This is a genomic window from Holzapfeliella saturejae, assembly GCF_037546065.1.
GTDB lineage: Bacteria > Bacillota > Bacilli > Lactobacillales > Lactobacillaceae > Holzapfeliella > Holzapfeliella saturejae.
Map to the genome: position 1 here is coordinate 450205 of NZ_JAWMWG010000001.1, position 21694 is coordinate 471898.

Below are 21694 nucleotides of genomic sequence, written 5' to 3' on the forward strand. Positions count from 1 at the left end.
TGATATCGTAAGATTATCAAGAGTTTTTTTATTTTGAAAGGGAAAAGAATTATGAAAAAAATTATCGGAATTATTGTTCTAGTGGTAATTATTGTAGGAGGCGGTTTCTCATTCAAGTATTATAACGATACTTATAAGAGTGAAAATGCTTACGCCGTAATCAAACAAGCCCCAACTATGGAAGCAGAAAAAGATAGCAAAGGCCAACTAGTAGCCGATAGTAATAATAAACAAATTTACAGCTATAACTATAAGGTAACCTTTGTTTTTGAAAATGGGACAACACAAGATACTGATTTTTCTGTAAAAAGTACTAATAAAGATAATATTCCTTATGCTGTTGGTCAGTATGTTAAAGGTGAATTATCAAAAACACGTGTTAATAACACAACATTGATTGAAAAATCACAAGTGCCACAATCAGTAATTAATAAATTAAACTAATAAAAAAGCCTTTTGAAATTAATATTTCAAAGGCTTCTTTTTTATTTCTTAATCACTTCATTAGGATAGCTATCTTCAGTTAAAGCTAAGTGGAAGTTTTCAAAACTTGTGGTAATCATACCTTCAAGAGCGGGCTTAGTTAAGGATCCCATATGAGGTGTGATAATAGCTTTAGGATAAAGGTTAGTTAGCTCTGTGATTGTTTCATTAGGTAGTTTTTCAGAAGGGTCAAAGTTATGGCCAAATACTTGGCTTTCATCAACCAATACATCGGCTGCAAATCCACCTAGACAATTTTCTTTTAAAGCATCAATAACGGCATCATGGTCAACTAACTCACCACGAGCTGTATTAATTAAGATGCCAGTTGGCTTCATTTGATTAATAATATCACGGCTAATCATCTGTTCATTCTTGCCTCGAACATAAGGGGCATGGATTGAGATAATGTCACATTCTTGTGCAAGTTCTTCAAGACTGACAAATTTTTCAACCGTATCAAGTGAAAATTCTTTAACACTCAAATCATAAGCTAACACACGTGCACCTAGTGCTTTCCACATTTTAGCCTCAGCATATCCGATATTACCCATCCCAATAATTCCAACTGTACTTTCATGAATTTCAGGACTAAAGAATTCAGGCGTTACTTTGAATTGTTTTTGAGAAGTGCGATTTGTTGCTAAAGCAGTATGACGGAAAAGCATCATAGCTTGTGTAAAAGCTAGTTCGGCAACAGAGCGAGGTGAGTATCCAGGAACACGTGTGACTTTCATCCCAAATTCTGCTGCGGCATCTAAGTCAATATGGTCAAATCCAACGGTTCTTGTGAACACGAGTTTAATCCCGTATTCTGCCATTTTACTTAGATTTTGGCGATCAGCAATACAGTTTCCACGAAGTAAAACAGCATCACAATCTTCAATTAAGTCAATGTTATCGTGAGTTAAAAATTCTGGTAGTAATTTCAAATCGTAATTATATTTATTTAAGTTTTCAAAGTAAGGGGCTTCATAAGAATGAACACCGTAACAACCAATTCTAAAAGTCATCTAAAAATCCTGCTTTCTAGTTAAAAATAGGGGTTTGGGCAATTAAGTTCAAAATCACAATCCAAATCGGAATTGCAATCACGGCACTAAAAGTGGAAATAAGAGAAGCATTTGAGGTGAGCAATGCATCACGATCAAAGCCAATGGCATAAGCAGCAGCAACTGTTGCAGTTGGTGTTGCCATCATCACAATTACAGTAGCTAATGCCACATTATCCACAGGTAAAATATGAGTCATGGTTAATAATGCAAGTAAGGCTAAGTTGAATAATGGAACTAAAACAACTTTGTTAAAAGAGTAGTACCAAGAAAGTTTGTCACTGGCCGCTTCCTTAAATGGAATTGAACCTAAGGTAATCCCAATTGCAAGCCATGCTAGTGGTGAAGCTAAGTTGGCTAGGTAAGTTAGCGGTTTGTAAATCCAAGGTGCAGTTAAATCAATTCGATAAAAAGCCACATCAACCGTTTGTTTAGTTGAACTTTGTAAAACAGAAACGTGAGGGACCAAATCTTGAGCTAACCATAAGAAAAGTCCCAGGAATGTTGCAATCACAACAGGATTTAAAAACATTTGTTTTACATTTTTCATTTCTAATTTTAAGCCAGATAATTTGATATAGGCATAAGAATATAAAAAGATGCGGTAACCAATGTTAAAAATTGAACTGTACATGACACCTTTAGCTCCCCAAACGGCACCAACAATTGGAATACCAAAGAAAGTTGTTGAACCAAATGTGGTTAAAACAGCTAAAACTTCTTCTTTGTCTTTAGGAAGTTTTTTGTAAAGCAATGGGGATGCAAGAATTAATAATATGTAAATTAAAATTCCCCAAATTAGAACATTCATCCCTTGGCTGAGCGTTTTGCCATCAATATTTTGCATAAAAGAGTTAAACGCAAGTGCTGGCAAAGCAACCGTTAAAACGACTTTAGATAGGGTTTTACCTACTTGATCTGTTAGGATGTTTTTGCGACGCAAGAAAAATCCTAACATAATAATAAAGATAGTTGAGGAAACAGCACTAATGACATTCATATTAGTCAGTGTTTCAGATAAAGATTTCCACATTGTGAAAATAGCCTCCAATAATTTTTTGTTTATGACAAGCGGTATTATAGCAACCCAAATCTTTAGTTGTCGTTAATTATTTACTAAAACACGAAAAAAAGTGCGTTTTTTGGCTATTTTTTAAGTTAAATCACATTTTTGGTCTGCATTTTAGCGGTCCATTTATCAAAGTGGTTCCTACCACTTTTCAAATTAAATTATTAAAAAATATATGTTATAATTGTAAAAATGGTTTTTACAATTATTGTTGAGACCTATCTAAATGTTATAAACGAAATTAAATTGAGAAGGTTGTCGAAATGAAGAAAAAGCCCATACTTATTGGTGTTACCGGTGGATCAGGTAGCGGTAAAACAAGCGTTAGTCGTGCGATTTATGATAGTTTTTCAGATCATGCGATTACAATGTTAGAACAGGATTCTTATTATAAAGATCAAGGCCACATGCCTTTTGAAGAGCGTATGAATATTAACTATGACCATCCTTTAGCCTTTGACACTGATTTATTGATTGATCATCTAAAACGATTAATGAACTATGAATCAGTTGAAAAACCAGTTTATGATTATGTTTCTCACACACGAAGTGAAGAAACAATTCTGCAAGAACCAAAGGAAGTAATTATATTAGAAGGTATTTTGATTTTAGATGATCCAAGATTGCGTGATTTGATGGATATTAAGATTTATGTAGATACAGATGATGATATCCGTATTATTCGTCGAATCAAACGTGATATGCAAGAACGTGGCCGAACACTTGATTCAGTTATTGACCAATACCTAACAGCAGTTAAGCCAATGTATCATCAGTTTATTGAACCAACTAAGCGTTACTCAGACTTAATTGTGCCAGAAGGTGGCGAAAACTTTGTTGCCATTGATTTAATTAAAACGAAAGTTCGCAGTATTTTATCTCGCGAAGGAAAGCTATAGGATAATCTATGAAAATTTTGGTAACAGCCTTTGAACCTTTTGGTCAAAATACAATTAATGCCTCAGCTGAAGTGTTGGATCAGTTGCCTTCACAAATTGAAAACAGTCAAATCGAAAAGTTGGTTTTGCCAACGGTCTTTAAGAAATCTACTGAAAAGTTAGTGACTTTTTTAGATGCTTATCAACCCGACGTTATTATTTCAATGGGTGAAGCGGGTGGTCGTTCGCAAATTACCGTAGAACGAATTGCAGTTAATGTTGATGATGCTAAGTTGCCAGACAACGATAATCAGATGCCTCATCAAGACTGTATTCGATTAGACGGTGATGATGGGTACTTTTCTACATTACCGATTACAGATATTGTTAAAGCAATCCAAAAAATTAATATTCCCGCCAGTATTTCAAATACGGCAGGGACATATGTTTGTAATCATATCATGTATGAGGGCCTTTACTGGTCAAAGCAACACTCAAAGCCAATCCAGTCAGGGTTTATTCACTTGCCTTATTTACCTGAAGAAGTGGTTCAAAGTGGCCAAAATTTACCATCATTATCAATTGATTTAATGACCAAAGCAATTGAATCAGCTATTAAGACTATAATAAAAGGTTAAAATAAGTCGATAGGATTTTACTTATTTTCTTACTATGTTATATTATTTTCAAAAAGATTTGAGGTTTTTGCCCTTATGAATGACCATAATAATGAGTTCTTAACGCGCTCACAATCGAATCACATACGGAGAATGAATCAAAAAAAGCGTCGCAATAAACGTATTCGTCGTTTTATTTTGGCTATTTTTGCGTTAGCGATTGTGTCTTCAGGAGTGTATGCGTGGTATCTGTATGCACAGTCCAAGTCAGCGATTAATCAATCTTATCAACCGACTAGTAAAGACATTCAAAACCCACCAACAACAGATGCTTTTAATGGTGAGAAGTCCTTCTCAGTATTGTTATTAGGAACAGACACCGGTGCTGAAGGTCGTGAGGAGCTAAATGGGAATAGTGATACAATCATGGTTGCCACGGTTAATCCTAAAACACAAAAAACCACTTTAACAAGTATTCCAAGGGATACAATGGCAGAGATGGTTTCAAGTAAGAATTTCAATATTCAAAAAATCAATGCAGCCTATAATATAGGTGGTGCTGATATGGCACTTTCAAGTGCATCAGAGTTGCTGAATATTCCACTTAACTACTATATGACAATTAACATGGGTGGACTTGAACAAGTGATTGATGCTGTTGGGGGTGTTGATGTTGAGGTGCCATTTGATTTTAGTTATGGTTGGACAAACTTTAAAAAAGGTAAAATGCATTTGACTGGACATGGCGCACTTGATTACTCTCGAATGAGATATGAAGATCCTGAAGGTGATTATGGTCGACAAAAGCGTCAAAGACAAGTGATTGAAGCTATTTTAAAAAATGCAATTTCATTTAATTCACTGCAAAACTTTCAATCAATTTTGAATTCAGTTTCGCAAAATATTCGAACAAATATCACTTTTGATGACATGGTTTCCATTTTTATGCATTATCGTTCTTCGGCAAGCCAAATAGAATCTGATTATCTACACGGAATGAACGCCTACATTGGTGGTGCTTCATATCAAGTGATGTCTACAGATGAATTGCAAAGAGTTTCTGATAAACTAAGACAAGAGTTAAGTTTACCTACAGAACGAATTGAAAATAATGAAACACGACAAAATCAGTTGAATACGACTTTCTCATTTGAGGATTATACAACTGATCAGACTTACTACCTTTATTCTAAAAATAACGACAATGTACTTTGGAATGGGGCAAATTAGCAGGTTTTTTCCTGCTTTTTTGTTTTAAGAATGAAAAATATTAAGGGGATTACGATGTTTAGTCACATGGATTTAAAGTTAACGATTTTATTTATTGGATTTGTATTTGGCAATTTTGTTACAGCATTTTTTGTTTCAAAGCTATACACCGATAAAAAGCCAACTGAATTTGGTTCTAAAAATGCCGGAACAGCAAATGTTGGAGCTGTTCTTGGAAAACAAGCTGGATTTTTGGTATCACTGGGAGATGTTTTAAAGACAGTGATTGCGATTGTTTTATCTTGGTATCTTTTCCCAGAAATACCACAATTGCTAACGACTTTATATGCTGGTATTGGATTAGTTGTGGCACATAATTTTCCATTTTGGCAAAATTTTAAGGGTGGAAAAGGCGTAGCTGTAACAGGAATTGTGGCGATTTTATACAACTGGCAAGTTGCAATTCCTGTTTTACTTGTGGCTTTAGTGATCATGATTGTTACTAAGAATTTGACCATTCCGCCATTGTTTGCGATTACTGCAATCGCTATTATTGCATTTATTGTTAATCATAACTTCGAGGCATTTATCTTAATGGCTATTCTAGCAGCCTTGATGTATAACCGCTTTTGGTCAGATATTCAAGATATCATTCACGGCAGAGCTAAAGAAGTTGACGTTTTAAAATCACTTAAACAAAAATATCAAAAAAAATAAGCGTAATCCTACGCTTATTTTTTTTCTTTAATAATATAAATAGGTCGATTCTTGACTTCTAAAAAGATTTTGCCTACATACTTACCAATAATACCTAATGATAGGGTTAGGATACTACCAATCAATAGCAGTACCACAATCATTGAAGGCCATCCTGATGTTGGGTTGCCGAAAAATACAGCCCTGAAAATAATCACAAGTAACGCAATACTTGAAGCAATAAATGACAGGCCACCAATCCAACTTAAAAGTGTCAGTGGGAACTCAGAAAATGAGATAATCCCATCCATTGAGTATTTTAAAAGTTGACTAAATGACCAACTTGTTGTTCCTGCCATACGATCTCTGTTTTTGTAAGGTAGATATTTTGTTTTGAAGCCAACCCAGCTAAACATCCCCTTAGAAAAACGATTGTATTCGCTTAGTTCAAGTAGTGCATCGACCATTTGTCTAGTCATAATTCTAAAATCACGTGCGCCATCAACAATTTCCGTTTCTGAAATTTTATTGATAATTTTGTAGAATAGTCGTGCAAAGAAACTGCGAATTTTAGGCTCCCCGTCACGTGATGTTCGACGTGCACCAACCATGTCATAGCCCTCTTCTTTAATGGCTTTCATCATTGTTGGAATCATTTCGGGAGGATCTTGAAAGTCCACATCCATTAATCCAACATAATCACCACTAGCGTTTTGAAGGCCGGCATAGATAGCTGATTCTTTACCAAAGTTACGAGAAAAGTTAACAAAGTGAACGTGTTCAGGATCTTTTTGGTAAACTTTTTCTATTTCTTGTTGAGTTTTATCGCTTGAACCATCATTAATATAAAGCAATTCATAATCATATGGTAACGTTTCAAGTAATTGACTCAATGCATCGTAAATCAGAGGGACATTTTCTTGCTCATTGTAACAGGGCAAGATAAGTGATAATTTCTCATTCATTTTAATATCTCCTTTTTGCAATTTTAATAATATCATAAATTAGATTGAATTCTTACCGAAAATTTTTAATCTTGACAAAATTTAAAACCTTGGCTATTCTGTATATAAGTTATTCATAGCAATAAGTAGCAACTTAGCTCAGCGTTACAGAGAACCGGTGGTTGGTGGAAACCGGGCAGGCTAAGACTTGACGAAATACCCGCTAATGACTAATAACTTCGGGTGATTTCCGTTATCAATCTTAAGAGGGAGCATTTTGTATGCTCTGAATTTTGGGTGGTACCACGATTAAACTGTTAATTATCGTCCCTAGCTTTTTAGCTAGGGGCTTTTTTTATACAAAAAATTAGGAGGAAGTTCAACTTATGACAAACTTTAATATTATCGAAGACTTAGAATGGCGTGGCGCCGTTAATCAACAAACTGATGAAGAAGGTCTTGCAAAACTAACCGAAGAAAAGAAAATTAAAGTTTACTGTGGGGTTGATCCAACAGGGGATTCACTTCATATTGGTCACTTAATTCCATTTATGATTTTAAAACGCTTTCAAGAAGCTGGCCACAAACCTGTTATTTTAATTGGTGGGGGAACTGGTTCAATCGGTGATCCATCAGGTCGTAATTCAGAACGTCAACTACAAACACAAGAACAAGTTAAACATAATGAACAAGCATTAACTCAACAAATGGTTGATTTATTTGGAACTGAAAACTTCCAAATCGTGAATAACTATGACTGGCTATCAGAAATCTCATTGCTAGGATTTTTAAGAGATTATGGTAAATTATTTAATGTTAAAACGATGTTGAACAAAGAAGTTGTGGCTAGTCGTTTAGAAGTTGGAATTTCATATACTGAGTTTACTTACCAAATTTTACAATCTATTGATTTCTTAAAACTTTACCAAGATCATAATGTGCAACTTCAAATTGGTGGTGCAGATCAATGGGGTAACATTACGAGCGGTACTGATTTGATTCGTCGTGTTGAAGGTAGCGAAGCTGAAGCTTACGGATTAACTATTCCGTTGATGCTAAAAGCTGATGGAACTAAATTTGGTAAAACAGCTGGTGGTGCGGTTTGGTTAGACCCTGAAAAAACAACACCTTACGAATTCTACCAATTCTGGTTAAATCAAGATGATCGTGACGTTGTGAAATACTTGAAATACTTCACTTTCTTAAGTCATGAAGAAATTGATGAATTAGCAGAAAAAATTAAAACAGCTCCAGAAAAACGTGAAGCACAACGTCGTTTAGCTCAAGAAGTAACAGCGTTTGTCCACAGTGAAGAAGCTGTAAAAGAAGCTGAAAATATTTCACAAGCACTATTTTCAGGTAACATTCAAGAATTATCTGTTTCAGAAATTGAACAAGGATTCAAAAATATGCCTGAAGCAACAGTTTCAAAAGAAAAACGTAATATTTTAGACTTCTTAGTTGAAGATACAAAAATTGAACCTTCACGTCGTCAAGCACGTGAAGATGTGAAGAATGGTGCAATTTACATCAATGGTGAACGTCAACAAGACCTTGATTTTGAAGTTGACCCAACATCGCATTTTGATGGAAAATTTGTTATTGTACGTAAAGGTAAGAAAAAATACACACTCGTTCACGTTCAATAATAAGGAAGATTTTATGGATAATCACTATTATATGATTAAGGCTAAAGCCAAACAGCTTTTGGCTAAACAACAACCCTACTATATTAGTCTAACCGCCTTAGCTAACATTGGGTTTATTATTATTCGCTTTGTTTCAACTATTATTTTAATGACAACATTTTTTCAAATTGTTCAAGCAAGTACAGCTTATTACTATGTTGGCAATAGTCTAACTACACCTAGTATTTTCAATTATTTTGTTGGCTTTTTGTTTTTTGGGTCTCCAGGACTGATTTTCGTAAGTTGGCTCAATCGCGGAATGGATATCAAGTTTTTAGAATGGTATCGAAAAGAAACGGTTAGTGATAAGGCTTCAGGGATTAAAGATAGTTTTGCGTTGTTTAGTCATAATCGTTTTTTTCCCTATACGATCTTAAGTATTTTAGTTTTGATTACTAAAATGATAACAGCAGGAATTGCAGGATTAATAGCTACTTGGATGACACTATTTATCGCCTTATTTAATAGTTTAGATTCAACAACAAACTTTTTTGCAGCATTTTTGGGCGCAATTATTTTTTGGGTAATTAAAAGCTTACTTGATTTATTTATTAGTCAGGTTTACTTGATTTACTATGACTTAATGAGCCAAAATAAAGCAAGTTTTGCTCTAGCTTTAGCTAAAAGTTTGAGTATGATTTCTAAAAATTTAACCACCTATATCTGGCTTAATATGTCATTTATTGGTTGGAATATTTTAGACTTCTGTTGTTTTGGTATTTTGCGATTAGCTTGGCTAGACGCTTATATGAGAATGACATATGTTGGATTCTATGATTACATGAAAGAAAGAGAAAGTATCGGTTAATGACCGATACTTTTTTGTTTGAATCAAGATAAGGATTATGACATAATCAAACTTATTAACTGGAGGAAACAATTACTATGAACCGCATTGAAATAAAAAAAGCAGCAAGTCGTCTAATCAAAGAAAACTGGCGGTATTATGTAGCCTTAGCCTTGGTGCCATCTTTACTGATTGTCTTTCAACTAGGTGGCATCGTGGTTAGTATAGCTAGAGCCTTGCAGACTGTTTTAGATTTAGCAGCTCAAAATGCCTTAACTACTAGCAACGTCATGCAGTGGGCTGAGACGTCATCTAATAGTGATACACTAACAAACTTTATCTTAACAACGGTTTTTACATTATTGACTATGAGTTTACGGATGGTGTTATTAACCAGTTACCGTAATCAAAATTCTGAAAAACATTCAGGGATTAAAGATATCTTTTATATCTTCGGTCAAAATAGATGGATTCCAGCCGTATTTTTAATTATCCTTAATACTATCTATATGTCTGTTGTGACAATTTTACTGGCTATAGTGTATGCATTTATTGCTGTATTTCTTATTTTACCCATCATGATGATTGATAATACAATTATTGCAATTATTTCAAGTATAATATTGCTGCTGTTAACGATTGTCTTTGTTTTAGTTGTTATAATATGCCGTAACTTCACTAGTCAAATGACCTACTTATTGCTAGACGGTTATCAAAAAGAGACTAGTTTTGTCTCCGCTTTTACAATAAGTTTCAAATTGATGACACAAAAGTACAATTTGAAACAATATTTGATGTTACAAGCATCGTTTATTTTATGGTCTATTTTAAATATCTTAACTTTAGGTATTTCTGGCTTACTGTGGTCAAATGCATATATTGAAATGAGCTATGCCGCGTTTTATGAAGACTTACTTAACAAATAAAAAAACTTACTCTTTTTAAGAGTAAGTTTTTTTTATTTTGATAATTGTGTTAGTAATAGTGCTTTTTTAGTATCTGATACATAGATTCTTGATTGAAGTACTTGATAATCTTTTTTGATAATCTCGAGCAAAATGCCTTTATAAACTTCCACCGCAAGTTTTAACGATAGCCGACTTTTTGGATCAGAGATTGTGGGAAGGAGCAGGTCTACTTGTTGATAGTAGTTTAAAGCTTCATCGGTTTTTGCTTTAATTAAGTTGACTAAGTTAGTAGAAGCGATGTCTTTTGTTAGGTCACTTAATTGAATATGATATTTTTTTAACAAGGTCTGAGGCAAGTAAACTTTACCATCTAACGCATCTTCTTTAATGTCTCGCAGAATATTAGTTAACTGCATCGCTTTACCTACGTTAATAGCAGCTTGATGATTAAATGGTTGATTATCATTCAAAATTGGCATTAGCATTAACCCAACTGTTCCAGCAACGTCATAACAATAATCATCTAAGTCTTTTTCGGTTAGAATCGGTGTGTTTAGATAGTCTTTATTTTGACCACCTATCATATCGTCTACCCAGTGATAATCGATGTCAAAGTTGTGGAAAACCAATTCAAGAGCAGGCCAGGGTTCTTTTTCTGTGGATAATTGGTTTGTTTTAAATTTATCCCACTCGAGTTGCAATTGTTTGAACTGATGAGCTTCATGATTATCAACACTATCATCTAACAAACGTAGAAAATGATACAGCGCATAGATGCTGTTCCGTTTTGCGAGTGTTAACGGTTTGAATGCAAAATAGAACGAAGAAGAGTGCTTTTTGGTCATTTTGATTGAGTTCTTAAATTGTTTTTGATTATCTTTAAAAAGGGTGTGCAAATCTTTAGTCATGAGGTTCGATATCTTTCTTCAGTTCATTTGCGGCTAATTGACCACTTGTAATGACGATAGGCACACCAGCTCCTGGATGAACGCTAGATCCTGCAAAATACAAGTGTTCGGCATAGGGGTACTTATTGTGAGGTCTAAAGTAATTACTTTGAAGTAGTGTGGGTTTTAAACCAAAAGTGGCACCGTTAGCCGCATTAAATTTAGTTTTAAAATCATCAGGGGTATAAATAGTTTCACTCACAATATGAGATTGTAAATCGGCCATTCCAGGTAATTCTGAGACTTTATTTAGAATTTGTTCTCTAAATTTTGCAATGGTCTCATTATTCCAACTATCAAAGAGCTTAAGGTTAGGAACGGGTACCAAAATATAAATCGATTCACCCTTATCATCTGGTGTAAAACTACGGTCTAATTTAGAAGGCATATATAAGTAATAAGAAGGGTCAGTTGGTAAGCCAGATTGTTCTAATTCTTTAATGTTTTTGGTGAAATCATTAGCCATTTTAAGGTTGTGGAGATTGAGATTTTGATTATAACGCTTATCAGTACCGAGGTATAATAAGAAACAAGAGGTTCCGTATTCAAGTTTGTCGATTTTTTCTTGTTGATACTTACGCTTTTTAAGGGTTGAATCTTGAATCAAGTGATTCATGGCATAAGGGAAATCGGCATTCACAACGACACCGTCAGCGGGAATTTGTTTGCCCGCAATCTTAATACCTGAAGCTGTTTTGCCATTGAAAGTGACTTGATCAACTTTAGTATTGAGATGAATTCTTCCACCTAATTCAGTGAAGCGTTTTTCAAGTGCTCGTGCATATTGATACATTCCGCCATCAATAAACCAGACACCATAAATGAGCTCTATCATTGGAATAATATTATAGATAGAAGGGCCATTGTAAGGTGAGACCCCAATATATAAAGTTTGAAAGGCCATTAGTTTGACCAAGTCTTCATTTTTAAGATATTTTTTTAATGAGCCGTAAGAAGAACCGAAAGTTTTGAGTTTTAAAGCATTGTAAAGCGTTTTTGGATTCCAAAAATCAATCGGTTTGCGGAATGAACGTTGAATAAAGTGATCTTTAGCGACTAAATAACGTTTGTAAATATCATTAAGATAACTTAAAAAACCGGAAAATTCACTAGGTGAAACACTTTCATATTGGGATGCTAGTTTAGTTAAATCAGATGTGAGGTATGTTTTGTCATGGTCATTAACAAAAACATCCATAAAGGGTTCAAGACGTGACATCGTGAAATAATCATCAGGGTTAACACCAGTATCATGAAATACTTGCTGATAAATGTGTGGCATCATGACAATAGTTGGGCCGACATCAAATTTAAAACCATCTTTTTCAAAACGCCCCATTTTGCCGCCAATTTGATTATTTTTTTCGTAAATTTCTACTTGATAACCTGCATTTTGTAAATAGATAGCAGCGGATAATCCACCAATACCACTACCTACAATAATCACTTTTTTCATAAAAGTCCTCCTATAACTGAAGTAGAATAGATTGTGTTAATTATAAATAATTTAGTTAAAAATGCCAAAAAAAAGCGATTAAAAAGCATAACCTAAATCTTTAGAATTATGCTTTAATCAGTATTAATCATTAATTTTGACAAAAATATAGTCAGCTGATTTCGGACTAATATTTAAAAATCGGCCATGAGTATCGCTAACATTAATTGTACCATCAAATGGCTGGTGTCCTAGAATAGTTAGTTTATCACCAATTTTTAGGTTAAGGCTATCAAAGTACATCAAAAAGTCGTGGTTATCAATTACTCGAGTAATTGTGACCGTGGTATTTTCTTCGATTTCACGTAAAATCTTTTCGTCTTCATCAAAAGCTACAGGTGAATTATCAGGAATAATTCCCCCATGGGGACAACGTTCTGGCTCGCCTAAAAATTGATTTAGTCGTGAAATCAATAAATCATCTGTGGCATGTTCTAAAATATCGGCTGCATCATGCAATTCTTCTATCCCATAACCGAGTTTTTGATTTAAAAAAGACTCCCAAATTCGGTGGCGGCGCACCATTTTTGTGGCTAATTTTTGACCGGTCTCAGTTAAAGCAATCTGGTTATAAGGTGTATGTGTAACCAGTCCATCATTTTGAAGTGAGCGCATCATTTCGGTCACCGAAGGTGCGCTGACTTGTAAGACATCGGCAATATTTTTGTTTGTTATTTTTTTTCTATCGTAGCTTAAATCAAAAATCGTTTTCAAATAATTTTCTTTGTTGGCTGATAAGTTCATGTTTTTCACCAATCCTTTGACCCTAGTATAACAGAAATTAAATTAATTCATTAACCTTAAATGTTGAGGTGTTACAAGTTGAAATTGTACCAAAAAAAGCGTATAAAGAGAATAGTAATTGATATGCGGCCATAGCTCAATGGTAGAGCATCTGCTTCCCAAGCAGAAGGTTGCGGATTCGAGCTCCGTTGACCGCTTAAGAAAATCTGTTGACAATCATTGGTATGATTGTGTATATTATTTGGTGTAGTCTTTTGCCACTTTAGCTCAGCAGGTAGAGCATCACCATGGTAAGGTGGGGGTCGCCGGTTCGAATCCGGCAAGTGGCTTCATTAAAGGTCATCTTCGTTTTGGAGATGGCCTTTTTTATTTTGCATATCTAGGGGATTCAGGTAAAATATAAGTGATTACGACTAAACGATTGGAGGCAGTCATTTTGAATTTATTTGAGAATGAAACGCATCAGAATTATTTAAGGTATCATATTTATCCAAAACAAGGCCTATTAAATGATCCTAACGGTCTTTGCTATTTCAATGGGGAATATCATGTTTTTTATCAGTTGAATGAAGAAAAAACAGATCATTCAGTTAAAGCATGGGGACATGCAACCTCTAAAGACTTAGTTCACTTTGAACGACAAGAAGTGGCTTTGCGTACTGGAAACAATAATTATGATAGTGGCGGAATTTTTTCGGGTTCGGCTGTTGTACACAATAATCAACTTTATTTGTTCTATACAGGTGTGATTATTGAAAATGGGGAAGAACTAGAGGCATACCAATGTTTAGCTACTTCAAAAGATGGGCGCCATTTTGAAAAACAAGGGCCTTTATTTGAAAACCCAAAAGGCTATCACATTTTCCACGTCAGAGATCCAAAAGTGTGGTTAGGAAAAGACCACAAGTGGCATATGGTGATTGGGGCTCAACTTGAAGAAACTGTGCAAGGCGATATTATTCACTATCAATCCGATGATTTATTAAATTGGGACTTCACAGGCTCTATTTTTGAAGCCAACCATGAAAATCTAGGATTTATGTATGAATGTCCAGATTTGATTCCATTTGATGAACAAGATGTTTTAGTCTTTTCACCACAAGGAATTGCAAATGAGCGTTATCGTTTCCAAAATAATTATCATAGTGGGTATTTTGTGGGTCGCTTTAACTATGAGACAGCAAAATTTGAGGTTAAGTCTGAATTTGAAGAACTTGATTATGGATTTGAATATTATGCACCTCAAAGTTTTACTCATAACCATGAAGTCATTCAATATGGTTGGATGGGAATGATGCCAACTGAAAAAGAACAACAAATTCCGTCAATTAAAGATAATTGGGTGCACAACTTAACGATGCCAAGACGACTAACTCTAAAAAGTCAGCACTTATATCAAACTCCTATTAAAGCTTTAGATAATCAATTTGAAAAACAAGCGATTTTTTCAAAAACACAACAAGTGAATTCAAAAGCGATTAAGTTATCTTTTGAGCCACACTCTGAATTTAACTTGTCTATGTTTGATCACTTAAATCTTTCATATGAAGATGGCGTGTTGACGTTAGGCCGACTAGGGTGGACTGAAGCGACCAAAAATGAAGTAAGACGCTTACAGGTTAAAGAAATTAATCATATTGATATTTATTTAGATTATTCAACAGTTGAAATTTTTATCAATAACGGTGAATACGTGATGTCAGGACACTATTTTGGACAACAAAGTGATATAATAACGGTAGCAAAAGGCGATTTCGAGGTTGCTTATTATAACTACCTTAATTCTTAGGATTTTCTAAATAGAGTTGCATTTCATAAGAGATTGACTCACAATTTACCTTATAGGAGGCTATTTTATGCTAAAAAGAAATATTAAAGTTGCAGGATTTTTAACCCTAGTTGCTTTGTTACTGACAGGATGTTCAGGAAACAACTCAGGATCTGATTCTGCTTCAACATCATCACAACAAACATCAAGCTCACAAAGTAGTGAACAAAGTTCACAATCTTCAACTTCGTCAAGTTCAAGTAGTGAAAGCCAATCAAGTCAATCAGAAAAACAAACACAAGCATCAAGCTCTAGTTTAAAAGAAATTGACAAACAAATTTATAACTTAATTTTACAAGATATGAAGAATCGTCACATTGCACAAGCAAACTACACAATCGATGATTACATTTACCAACCTACAGCAAGTGCCAACGAAGTGACAACTTATCAGGTACTTGAAAACCACCAATCAGCTAATATGAAAGCTAATGGCGCTGATCCAAATACAGCACCAGTTGTTGGAAAATACCAAATGCGTGCTAATGGTCACCTTTACTACTATGACCCAATCGAAAACCAAAATATCGATACTGGCTATGCAGCTGGTTAAAAGCTAGACTTTCTAGCTTTTTTTTATAGGGTAGAAGATGAAATTTTGATATAATAGCGGTAGTTTTTTTCGAAAGGTTGCTAAAAATGAACACCCCAAAATCAAGAATCGGAAATTTAACACGTTATTTTATTTATTTAATTGCCTATTTCATCTATTTATTTGTTCAATCTCAAGCAATTGAACACGTGACGAATCACTTATTTTGGACAATCGGTTTGATTGTAGTATTTGGATTAGTGGGATATTTTTACTTTAGACAGTTTGTACTAGAAGAACGCCGTTTTTTTAAGCGAGAGTATGATTCTTGGTCTGCTCATCTTAAATTAATTGTTATTGCGACGGCTATCATTGCGTTGATTCGGCTTTATATCTCGTTTCAACAGTATGGGGGTCACCTGGCTTTAACGGCACCTCAAAGTTTTTACTTAGCAAATGCAACGACTACTTTATTTTGGTCTAGTATTGTGATTAAAGGCTTTTTAATGTCAATTTTACAAGGATTTCTAATTAATGGCTTTTTCTTTAATTACTTTTTTAAACGCAATACGTTAATCGATACTGTTTTAGGACTCGTTTTATCAGGACTTATTTTTTCTGTCCTAAACTTCTCACAATCATTTGCGTTATTTGCTTTGCAATGGCTGATTGGAATTGTGATTGCGTTTGTTTATCTTAGAACTTATCGGATGAGTATTTCGGTTTACTTACTTGCAGTGAATGCAATTATGACCATTATTTTATTCTAACTAAAAAAGCTTAGCAATTTTTGCTAAGCTTTTTGTTTGTTTAAAAATGTGGGTAACTGTGTTGGAACGACTAAGTTTAGTTCATGCATAGCACGACTAGCAATCGTATATAAAATTTCACGATCACCTGATTGTGGATAGTTTTCTTTTGAAACATTATCCACAATCACACTATCAAATTCCAATCCTTTAGCAAGGTAAATTGGTAAGATACACAATCCTTTTTTAAGGCTTCGACTGTCTTGAGTCAGTAAGTTGACAGTAATACGTGCTTTAAGTCGATGGTAAAGTGCTTCTGCTTGTTTTTGGGTTTTGGTAATAATGGCAACCATTGGATAAGTCTCAAGTTGTTGATTAATTAAGTCGACATATTGTGTCATATCATGAGCACTTTGAGTTAAAAAGTGCGTTTTGGGTTGGGCCCTTGGCGACTAAAAGAATCAATGTGATCATTTTTATCAAGTAATTCTTTGGCAAACTCAGTAATTTGTTTAGAACAACGATAACTCGTATTCAATTCAATATATGTTTTAGATTCATTTTGAAAAATATTTGGAATTTGGTCATAGGTACTATTTTCTGTATCGTAGGAACTAAAAATATTTTGCTTGTAATCACCTAAAAGCGTTAGTTTAGCTTTAGGGAAACAATGGCGGATATAAGCCATAAATAACGGCGAGTAGTCTTGCATTTCGTCAACAAATAAATGCTTAATGGCAAAGTTTTGACCAGAACCAGTCAACAAATCACGTAAATATAAAATCGCAATGGCATCGTCGACTCTTAAAAAGTGGTTTTCAATATCTTGATCAACTGATCGAATCATTTCTTCAAAAGTATCTTTTGAGACGTTAGGGAGATTAACTTGCTTTAAGAACTGCAAGTAAGTTTGATAATTATCAATGAATAAATCATTATAAATGGCATCGTATAAGGGTTGATAGTCTTCTTTGGCTAACTGATAGTTTAAAATATCACGTTCTTCATCAATCGTTTCATCATGATTAACAAAATTTTCGTGATAATAGTGAAAATCAGCATCTGATAAGTTTTCGACCTGTTCTTCAACATCGCGGCTTTCAGCATGGCTTACGACACGTTTTTTAAGAAGTGCAATTAGTTGATTTTTAGTTTGTCTAAAGCGTTCACTTAAGACAAGTTTTTGAGGCGTTTTTTGATAAATTTTTAGAATTTCATCTTGGCTAATGACAACTTCACCATTTAAAGTTAAATCATTAAAGGCTAAAGTGTCACTAGGTGTGCGTTTAAGATAGTCTTGAAGAGCTTCATAAAGAGCGAGACTTTCTTTAAACTGGCGAATAGTTTGCGCTGCTTCTGGGAATTTATTTTGATCACGCTCAAAACGATCAAATAGAGATTCAATCCGAAAACCTTCATGTCGTCTCATCAAAAAGTCAGCTAATGTCACTTGACGCATATTCTTTTCACCTAAACTAGGCAATACCTCAGAGATATAATGACTAAATAGATGATTAGGTGAAAATAAAATAATCTGATCAGCATTGATTTCACTTCGTGAGTGATAGAGTAAATAAGCAATTCGTTGTAGAATAGCCGAAGTTTTACCACTACCGGCAACACCTTGTACGACAAGTACATCAGAAGAAGTGTCTCGGATGATTTTGTTTTGTTGATGCTGGACTGAGGCAACAATGTTTTTAAGGTGTGTATCACTGTTTTCATTTAAAACATCTTGCAACATTTCATCACCAACTGTTTCATTGGTATCGAACATTTTGGTGATTAGACCGTTTTCAATTTTGAATTGGCGTTTTTTCAACAACTCAACATCAGCTAAGTGTCCAGTTGGCGTTTGATAACTGGCTTTACCTAAGGTTCCGTTGTAATAAAGTGACGAAATTGGTGCTCGCCAATCATAAACGAGAAACTCGCCATCGTCATCAATCAAAGATGATGTTCCAATATAAAGTGACTCTTTTTCACCATCCTCATCGATATCGATGCGACCAAAATAAGGCGTGTTTTTGAGTAAATTCAAACTGTTTTCTTTATTTTCAAGAATTGATTCACTTTCAACGGTTAAAGCGACAAGTTGTTTTTGCTGTTGAATGGCCGCATTGGTTTCCATTTGGTCATCGACTTCAATTGTATTAACTTTAGCTGTATCACCGTAAGAAGATTCGACTTTTCGACGTTCTTTAAAGGCAATATCCAGTTGTTCTTTTGTATCTTTAAGTTGTGTATTCACTTCATCAATGACGAAGTCAACACGTTGTTGTTCTTGTTGTTTTTCGTTATTTTGTGTCAAAAAATCACCCATTTCTTAAAAACTTGTACAAATAAAATGACTATAACATTGTAGACCCATTTAACAATTAAATAAACCGTAACTTTTTTAAATTTTTGCAAAAGCTTTTTGACAAATGAAAAAGAAGTGGCTACAATATTAGCAACTTAATAAATTAGTTTCTAGTGTTTAGAGTAGTAGCATCATTGACTTTTTTCAAAGCGAGCAGTGGAAGTGAAAGACTGCAAAATAGATGATGTGAATGGACTAGACGGATGTGCTAGAAAAGTGTCGTTGCCTATAAACAACGAGAGTGTAAAGTTGCAGAGTGTAACTTTAAAAAACTGGTGGCACCGCGTAACAAATTCGTCCCGTTATATATTAATTGTTAATATATAACGGTTTTTTTATTATCAGGAGGAAATTTTATGACTAAAAAAGAAGTTTTATTAACTGGAGATCGTCCAACAGGTAAAATGCATTTAGGCCATTACATCGGTTCTTTTAAAAATCGTGTGAGAATGCAAAACAGTGGGCAATACGATCCCTACATTATGATTGCCGATACTCAAGCTTTAACTGACAATGCCCGTAATCCACAAAAAATTAAAGACAGCTTGATTGAAGTTGCCTTGGATTATTTAGCTGTTGGATTAGATCCAGAAAAATCAACAATTTTTGTGCAATCACAAATCCCAGCGCTACATGAACTGACAGCTTATTATTTGGACTTAGTTTCAGTTGCACGTTTAGAGCGTAACCCAACAGTAAAAGCTGAAATCAAACAAAAAGGATTTGGCGACAGTTTACCTGCGGGGTTTTTGATTTATCCGGTTTCACAAGCTGCTGACATTACAGCTTTTAAAGCGACAACAGTGCCAGTTGGTGATGACCAAGCGCCAATGCTTGAACAAACACGTGAAATCGTTCGTACATTTAACCATACTTATGGTGTTGATACGTTAGTTGAACCAGAAGCAGTTTTACCTCCAAAAGGCCAAGGTCGTCTGCCAGGTCTTGATGGTAATGCTAAAATGAGTAAGTCATTAGGTAATGCTATTTACTTATCTGATTCAAAAGAAGAGTTGACTAAAAAAGTGATGTCAATGTACACAGACCCAACTCACGTACGTGTTGAAGATCCAGGTCATGTTGAAGGTAACATGGTCTTCACATATTTAGACATTTTTGATCCAGATAAAGAAAAAGTCGCTCAACTAAAAGCTGATTACCAAAAAGGTGGTTTAGGTGATGTTAAAATCAAACGTTATCTAAATGAAGTTTTAGAAAAAGAACTTGCGCCAATTCGTGAACGTCGTGCTGAATTTGCTAAAGACAAACAAGCTGTTTACGATATGCTTGAAGCAGGTTCTAAAAAAGCAAATGCGATTGCTGAACAAACAGCTAAAGAAGTCAGAGAAGCAATTGGATTTAACTATTTTTCTTAATATGAGATAGACTATTTTAAAAAATAATGCTAAAAAGGGGTATCATATCTTTGTTATACTAAAGGTGTTGATGCTCCTTTTTGGGTATTATCAGTTATAATTCGTTTTGAAAGGACATAATGTAATGAATTTAGAACATAATATGAGTCGTCAATTAGACCACGTGAAACCCTCAGTAATGATGAACTACAATGCTGAAGTTGCACAAATTGAAGATGTTATTCGTCTAACTGTAGGAGAACCTGATTTTAATACGCCAAAGCATATTAAAGAAGTGGCTATGCAAGCGATTAAAGCCAATGAATCGCACTATACGACACCGCAAGGCAATCCCAAATTAAGACAAGCCATGGCGAACTTTTTAGCTAAGCATTACGATGCACATTATAATGCTGAAGATGAAATTTTAGTAACAGTGGGAGCTAGTGAAGCAATTTACGATAGTTTAACGGCTATCTTAAATGAAGGCGATGAAGTTATTGTGCCGACTCCTATTTTTCCTCAATATGCGCCAATTATTGAGGCAAATGGCGGTATTGTTAAATTTCTAGATACGACAGAAGATGACTTTATCTTAAAACCTGAAAAACTTGACCAAATGATTGAAGCATCCAATGGAAAAGTTAAAGCGATTATTTTGAACTATCCTAGCAACCCCACAGGTGTTACTTATTCTAGAGAAGAGCTAAACGCATTAGTTCAAGTCTTTAAAAAGCATGAACTGTTTGTAATCAGTGATGAAATTTACAGCGAATTAACTTATGGTATTGATCATGTTTCAATGGGCGAGCTACTAAAAGAACAAACCATTTTGATTAATGGACTATCCAAATCACATGCGATGACAGGTTGGCGTGTTGGAATGGTTGCCGCACCAAAAGAAATCATGAAAAAAATTAGTTTGGTGCACAAATTATCAGTGGTAACTGCGCCAACTTTTATTCAAATTACAGCAATTGAAGCCCTAGAAGCTGGCGAATTTGATGCTCAAGATATGAAAAAAGCGTACGTCAAACGTCGAGATTATTTAATTCAGGCATTAACTGATTTGGGCTTTGAAATTAAACTGCCAACAGGTGCTTTTTATCTCTTTGCTAAACTGCCAAAGCAAGTGAATCAAAATGGGTATGCCTTTGCGCTAGACTTAGCTTATCAGGCTAAAGTTGCTTTTTCACCTGGAGAAGCTTTCTTTGGCCATGATAATTACGTTAGAATTAGTTATGCTGCCAGTTTGTCACAGTTAGAAGAAGCCGTTTCACGTGTTTCTAAATATTTAGCTAAATTAAGTTAAACTAATTGCATGACGGTTAGACTGCCGTATAATTAAGTA

21 protein-coding genes and 2 tRNA genes are annotated in these 21694 nt (G+C 34.6%); 15 read left to right on the top strand and 8 right to left on the bottom strand.

The features are described from left to right. The first annotated feature begins 51 nt into the window (after positions 1-51). On the top strand, positions 52-444 hold the full coding sequence (locus R4Y45_RS02110; RefSeq protein ID WP_339968802.1) for a DUF1093 domain-containing protein: 393 nt from the start codon (positions 52-54) through the stop codon (positions 442-444). A 41-nt stretch (positions 445-485) separates the two neighbouring features. Here the strand turns inward: R4Y45_RS02110 and R4Y45_RS02115 are convergent, their stop codons facing one another. Further along, positions 486-1496 carry an NAD(P)-dependent oxidoreductase gene (locus R4Y45_RS02115; protein ID WP_339968804.1) on the bottom strand — a complete coding sequence of 337 codons (1011 nt, stop codon included), beginning with the start codon at positions 1494-1496 and terminating at the stop codon, positions 486-488. Between the two features lie 16 nt (positions 1497-1512). Then, a complete protein-coding gene (locus R4Y45_RS02120) occupies positions 1513-2568 on the bottom strand; it encodes an AEC family transporter (RefSeq protein ID WP_339968806.1) in 1056 nt (351 codons plus the stop codon). 299 nt (positions 2569-2867) lie between these two features. On the opposite strand from R4Y45_RS02120, the gene udk reads away from it, so the two are divergent. The 4 genes from udk to R4Y45_RS02140 all read left to right on the top strand — a co-directional run bounded on the left by udk (position 2868) and on the right by R4Y45_RS02140 (position 6025). Then, positions 2868-3503: a uridine kinase gene (gene udk, locus R4Y45_RS02125; RefSeq protein ID WP_339968808.1), complete on the top strand. Its 636-nt coding sequence runs from the start codon at positions 2868-2870 to the stop codon at positions 3501-3503. A gap of 8 nt (positions 3504-3511) precedes the next feature. Continuing rightward, positions 3512-4120, top strand: a complete 609-nt coding sequence (gene pcp / locus R4Y45_RS02130) for a pyroglutamyl-peptidase I (protein ID WP_339968811.1) — start codon at positions 3512-3514, stop codon at positions 4118-4120. Positions 4121-4252: 132 nt separating this feature from the next. Next, positions 4253-5329: an LCP family glycopolymer transferase gene (locus tag R4Y45_RS02135; protein ID WP_339968813.1), complete on the top strand. Its 1077-nt coding sequence runs from the start codon at positions 4253-4255 to the stop codon at positions 5327-5329. Positions 5330-5359: 30 nt separating this feature from the next. Beyond that, positions 5360-6025 (top strand): glycerol-3-phosphate acyltransferase, encoded by a 666-nt coding sequence (locus R4Y45_RS02140; RefSeq protein WP_339968815.1) that lies wholly within the window; start codon positions 5360-5362, stop codon positions 6023-6025. 14 nt (positions 6026-6039) lie between these two features. On the opposite strand, the gene R4Y45_RS02145 is transcribed toward R4Y45_RS02140, so the two are convergent. Beyond that, on the bottom strand, positions 6040-6969 hold the full coding sequence (locus R4Y45_RS02145; RefSeq protein ID WP_339968817.1) for a glycosyltransferase family 2 protein: 930 nt from the start codon (positions 6967-6969) through the stop codon (positions 6040-6042). 365 nt (positions 6970-7334) lie between these two features. Here R4Y45_RS02145 and tyrS point away from each other — a divergent pair, with 365 nt between their 5' ends. The 3 genes from tyrS to R4Y45_RS02160 all read left to right on the top strand — a co-directional run bounded on the left by tyrS (position 7335) and on the right by R4Y45_RS02160 (position 10349). Then, the gene (gene tyrS, locus R4Y45_RS02150; RefSeq protein WP_339968819.1) at positions 7335-8597 is read left to right on the top strand and encodes a tyrosine--tRNA ligase; all 1263 of its coding nucleotides are present in this window, start codon (positions 7335-7337) and stop codon (positions 8595-8597) included. 13 nt (positions 8598-8610) lie between these two features. After that, positions 8611-9444 (top strand): DUF975 family protein, encoded by an 834-nt coding sequence (locus R4Y45_RS02155; protein WP_339968821.1) that lies wholly within the window; start codon positions 8611-8613, stop codon positions 9442-9444. A 77-nt stretch (positions 9445-9521) separates the two neighbouring features. Beyond that, positions 9522-10349, top strand: a complete 828-nt coding sequence (locus tag R4Y45_RS02160; RefSeq protein WP_339968823.1) for a DUF975 family protein — start codon at positions 9522-9524, stop codon at positions 10347-10349. A gap of 32 nt (positions 10350-10381) precedes the next feature. On the opposite strand, the gene R4Y45_RS02165 is transcribed toward R4Y45_RS02160, so the two are convergent. The 3 genes from R4Y45_RS02165 to R4Y45_RS02175 form a co-directional block, all read right to left on the bottom strand. After that, a complete protein-coding gene (locus tag R4Y45_RS02165) occupies positions 10382-11239 on the bottom strand; it encodes a phytoene/squalene synthase family protein (protein ID WP_339968825.1) in 858 nt (285 codons plus the stop codon). Next, positions 11232-12734 (bottom strand): phytoene desaturase family protein, encoded by a 1503-nt coding sequence (locus R4Y45_RS02170; RefSeq protein ID WP_339968827.1) that lies wholly within the window; start codon positions 12732-12734, stop codon positions 11232-11234. The genes R4Y45_RS02165 and R4Y45_RS02170 overlap by 8 nt, the downstream gene beginning before the upstream one ends. Positions 12735-12857: 123 nt before the next feature. Next, entirely contained in the window at positions 12858-13517 is a 660-nt protein-coding gene (locus R4Y45_RS02175; protein ID WP_339968829.1) for a metal-dependent transcriptional regulator, read from the bottom strand. 125 nt (positions 13518-13642) lie between these two features. Between R4Y45_RS02175 and R4Y45_RS02180 the strand changes: the two genes are divergently transcribed. The 5 genes from R4Y45_RS02180 (at position 13643) to R4Y45_RS02200 (ending at position 16647) form a co-directional block, all read left to right on the top strand. Then, positions 13643-13714 (top strand) — tRNA-Gly (locus tag R4Y45_RS02180). 59 nt (positions 13715-13773) lie between these two features. Next, positions 13774-13846, top strand: a tRNA-Thr gene (locus R4Y45_RS02185). Between the two features lie 107 nt (positions 13847-13953). Further along, on the top strand, positions 13954-15306 hold the full coding sequence (locus tag R4Y45_RS02190) for a glycoside hydrolase family 32 protein (protein ID WP_339968831.1): 1353 nt from the start codon (positions 13954-13956) through the stop codon (positions 15304-15306). Positions 15307-15373: 67 nt separating this feature from the next. Beyond that, on the top strand, positions 15374-15898 hold the full coding sequence (locus R4Y45_RS02195; protein WP_339968833.1) for a hypothetical protein: 525 nt from the start codon (positions 15374-15376) through the stop codon (positions 15896-15898). A gap of 86 nt (positions 15899-15984) precedes the next feature. Then, complete coding sequence (locus tag R4Y45_RS02200; RefSeq protein WP_339968835.1) at positions 15985-16647, top strand: CPBP family glutamic-type intramembrane protease; 663 nt, start codon at positions 15985-15987, stop codon at positions 16645-16647. 23 nt (positions 16648-16670) lie between these two features. Here R4Y45_RS02200 and R4Y45_RS02205 read toward each other — a convergent pair whose 3' ends face one another. Next, complete coding sequence (locus R4Y45_RS02205) at positions 16671-17027, bottom strand: ATP-binding domain-containing protein (RefSeq protein WP_339968837.1); 357 nt, start codon at positions 17025-17027, stop codon at positions 16671-16673. Between the two features lie 17 nt (positions 17028-17044). Further along, on the bottom strand, positions 17045-18937 hold the full coding sequence (helD, locus tag R4Y45_RS02210; RefSeq protein WP_339968839.1) for an RNA polymerase recycling motor HelD: 1893 nt from the start codon (positions 18935-18937) through the stop codon (positions 17045-17047). 407 nt (positions 18938-19344) lie between these two features. On the opposite strand from helD, the gene trpS reads away from it, so the two are divergent. Together trpS and R4Y45_RS02220 are read left to right on the top strand one after the other, a co-directional pair. Next, positions 19345-20364, top strand: a complete 1020-nt coding sequence (trpS, locus tag R4Y45_RS02215) for a tryptophan--tRNA ligase (RefSeq protein ID WP_339968841.1) — start codon at positions 19345-19347, stop codon at positions 20362-20364. A gap of 124 nt (positions 20365-20488) precedes the next feature. Further along, entirely contained in the window at positions 20489-21655 is a 1167-nt protein-coding gene (locus R4Y45_RS02220; protein ID WP_339968843.1) for an aminotransferase class I/II-fold pyridoxal phosphate-dependent enzyme, read from the top strand. The last annotated feature ends 39 nt before the right edge of the window (positions 21656-21694 follow it).

Bases quoted from the DNA above. Each gene is read 5' to 3' on its own strand.
- R4Y45_RS02115 (WP_339968804.1), bottom strand. From the start codon at position 1,496: ATGACTTTTAGAATTGGTTGTTACGGTGTTCATTCTTATGAAGCCCCT.
- R4Y45_RS02140 (WP_339968815.1), top strand. From the start codon at position 5,360: ATGAAAAATATTAAGGGGATTACGATGTTTAGTCACATGGATTTAAAG.
- R4Y45_RS02165 (WP_339968825.1), bottom strand. From the start codon at position 11,239: ATGACTAAAGATTTGCACACCCTTTTTAAAGATAATCAAAAACAATTT.
- R4Y45_RS02120 (WP_339968806.1), bottom strand. From the start codon at position 2,568: ATGTGGAAATCTTTATCTGAAACACTGACTAATATGAATGTCATTAGT.
- trpS (WP_339968841.1), top strand. From the start codon at position 19,345: ATGACTAAAAAAGAAGTTTTATTAACTGGAGATCGTCCAACAGGTAAA.
- R4Y45_RS02135 (WP_339968813.1), top strand. From the start codon at position 4,253: ATGAATCAAAAAAAGCGTCGCAATAAACGTATTCGTCGTTTTATTTTG.
- R4Y45_RS02205 (WP_339968837.1), bottom strand. From the start codon at position 17,027: ATGACACAATATGTCGACTTAATTAATCAACAACTTGAGACTTATCCA.
- R4Y45_RS02155 (WP_339968821.1), top strand. From the start codon at position 8,611: ATGGATAATCACTATTATATGATTAAGGCTAAAGCCAAACAGCTTTTG.
- tyrS (WP_339968819.1), top strand. From the start codon at position 7,335: ATGACAAACTTTAATATTATCGAAGACTTAGAATGGCGTGGCGCCGTT.
- R4Y45_RS02195 (WP_339968833.1), top strand. From the start codon at position 15,374: ATGCTAAAAAGAAATATTAAAGTTGCAGGATTTTTAACCCTAGTTGCT.
- udk (WP_339968808.1), top strand. From the start codon at position 2,868: ATGAAGAAAAAGCCCATACTTATTGGTGTTACCGGTGGATCAGGTAGC.
- R4Y45_RS02200 (WP_339968835.1), top strand. From the start codon at position 15,985: ATGAACACCCCAAAATCAAGAATCGGAAATTTAACACGTTATTTTATT.
- pcp (WP_339968811.1), top strand. From the start codon at position 3,512: ATGAAAATTTTGGTAACAGCCTTTGAACCTTTTGGTCAAAATACAATT.
- R4Y45_RS02220 (WP_339968843.1), top strand. From the start codon at position 20,489: ATGAATTTAGAACATAATATGAGTCGTCAATTAGACCACGTGAAACCC.
- R4Y45_RS02160 (WP_339968823.1), top strand. From the start codon at position 9,522: ATGAACCGCATTGAAATAAAAAAAGCAGCAAGTCGTCTAATCAAAGAA.
- R4Y45_RS02175 (WP_339968829.1), bottom strand. From the start codon at position 13,517: ATGAACTTATCAGCCAACAAAGAAAATTATTTGAAAACGATTTTTGAT.
- R4Y45_RS02170 (WP_339968827.1), bottom strand. From the start codon at position 12,734: ATGAAAAAAGTGATTATTGTAGGTAGTGGTATTGGTGGATTATCCGCT.
- R4Y45_RS02110 (WP_339968802.1), top strand. From the start codon at position 52: ATGAAAAAAATTATCGGAATTATTGTTCTAGTGGTAATTATTGTAGGA.
- R4Y45_RS02145 (WP_339968817.1), bottom strand. From the start codon at position 6,969: ATGAATGAGAAATTATCACTTATCTTGCCCTGTTACAATGAGCAAGAA.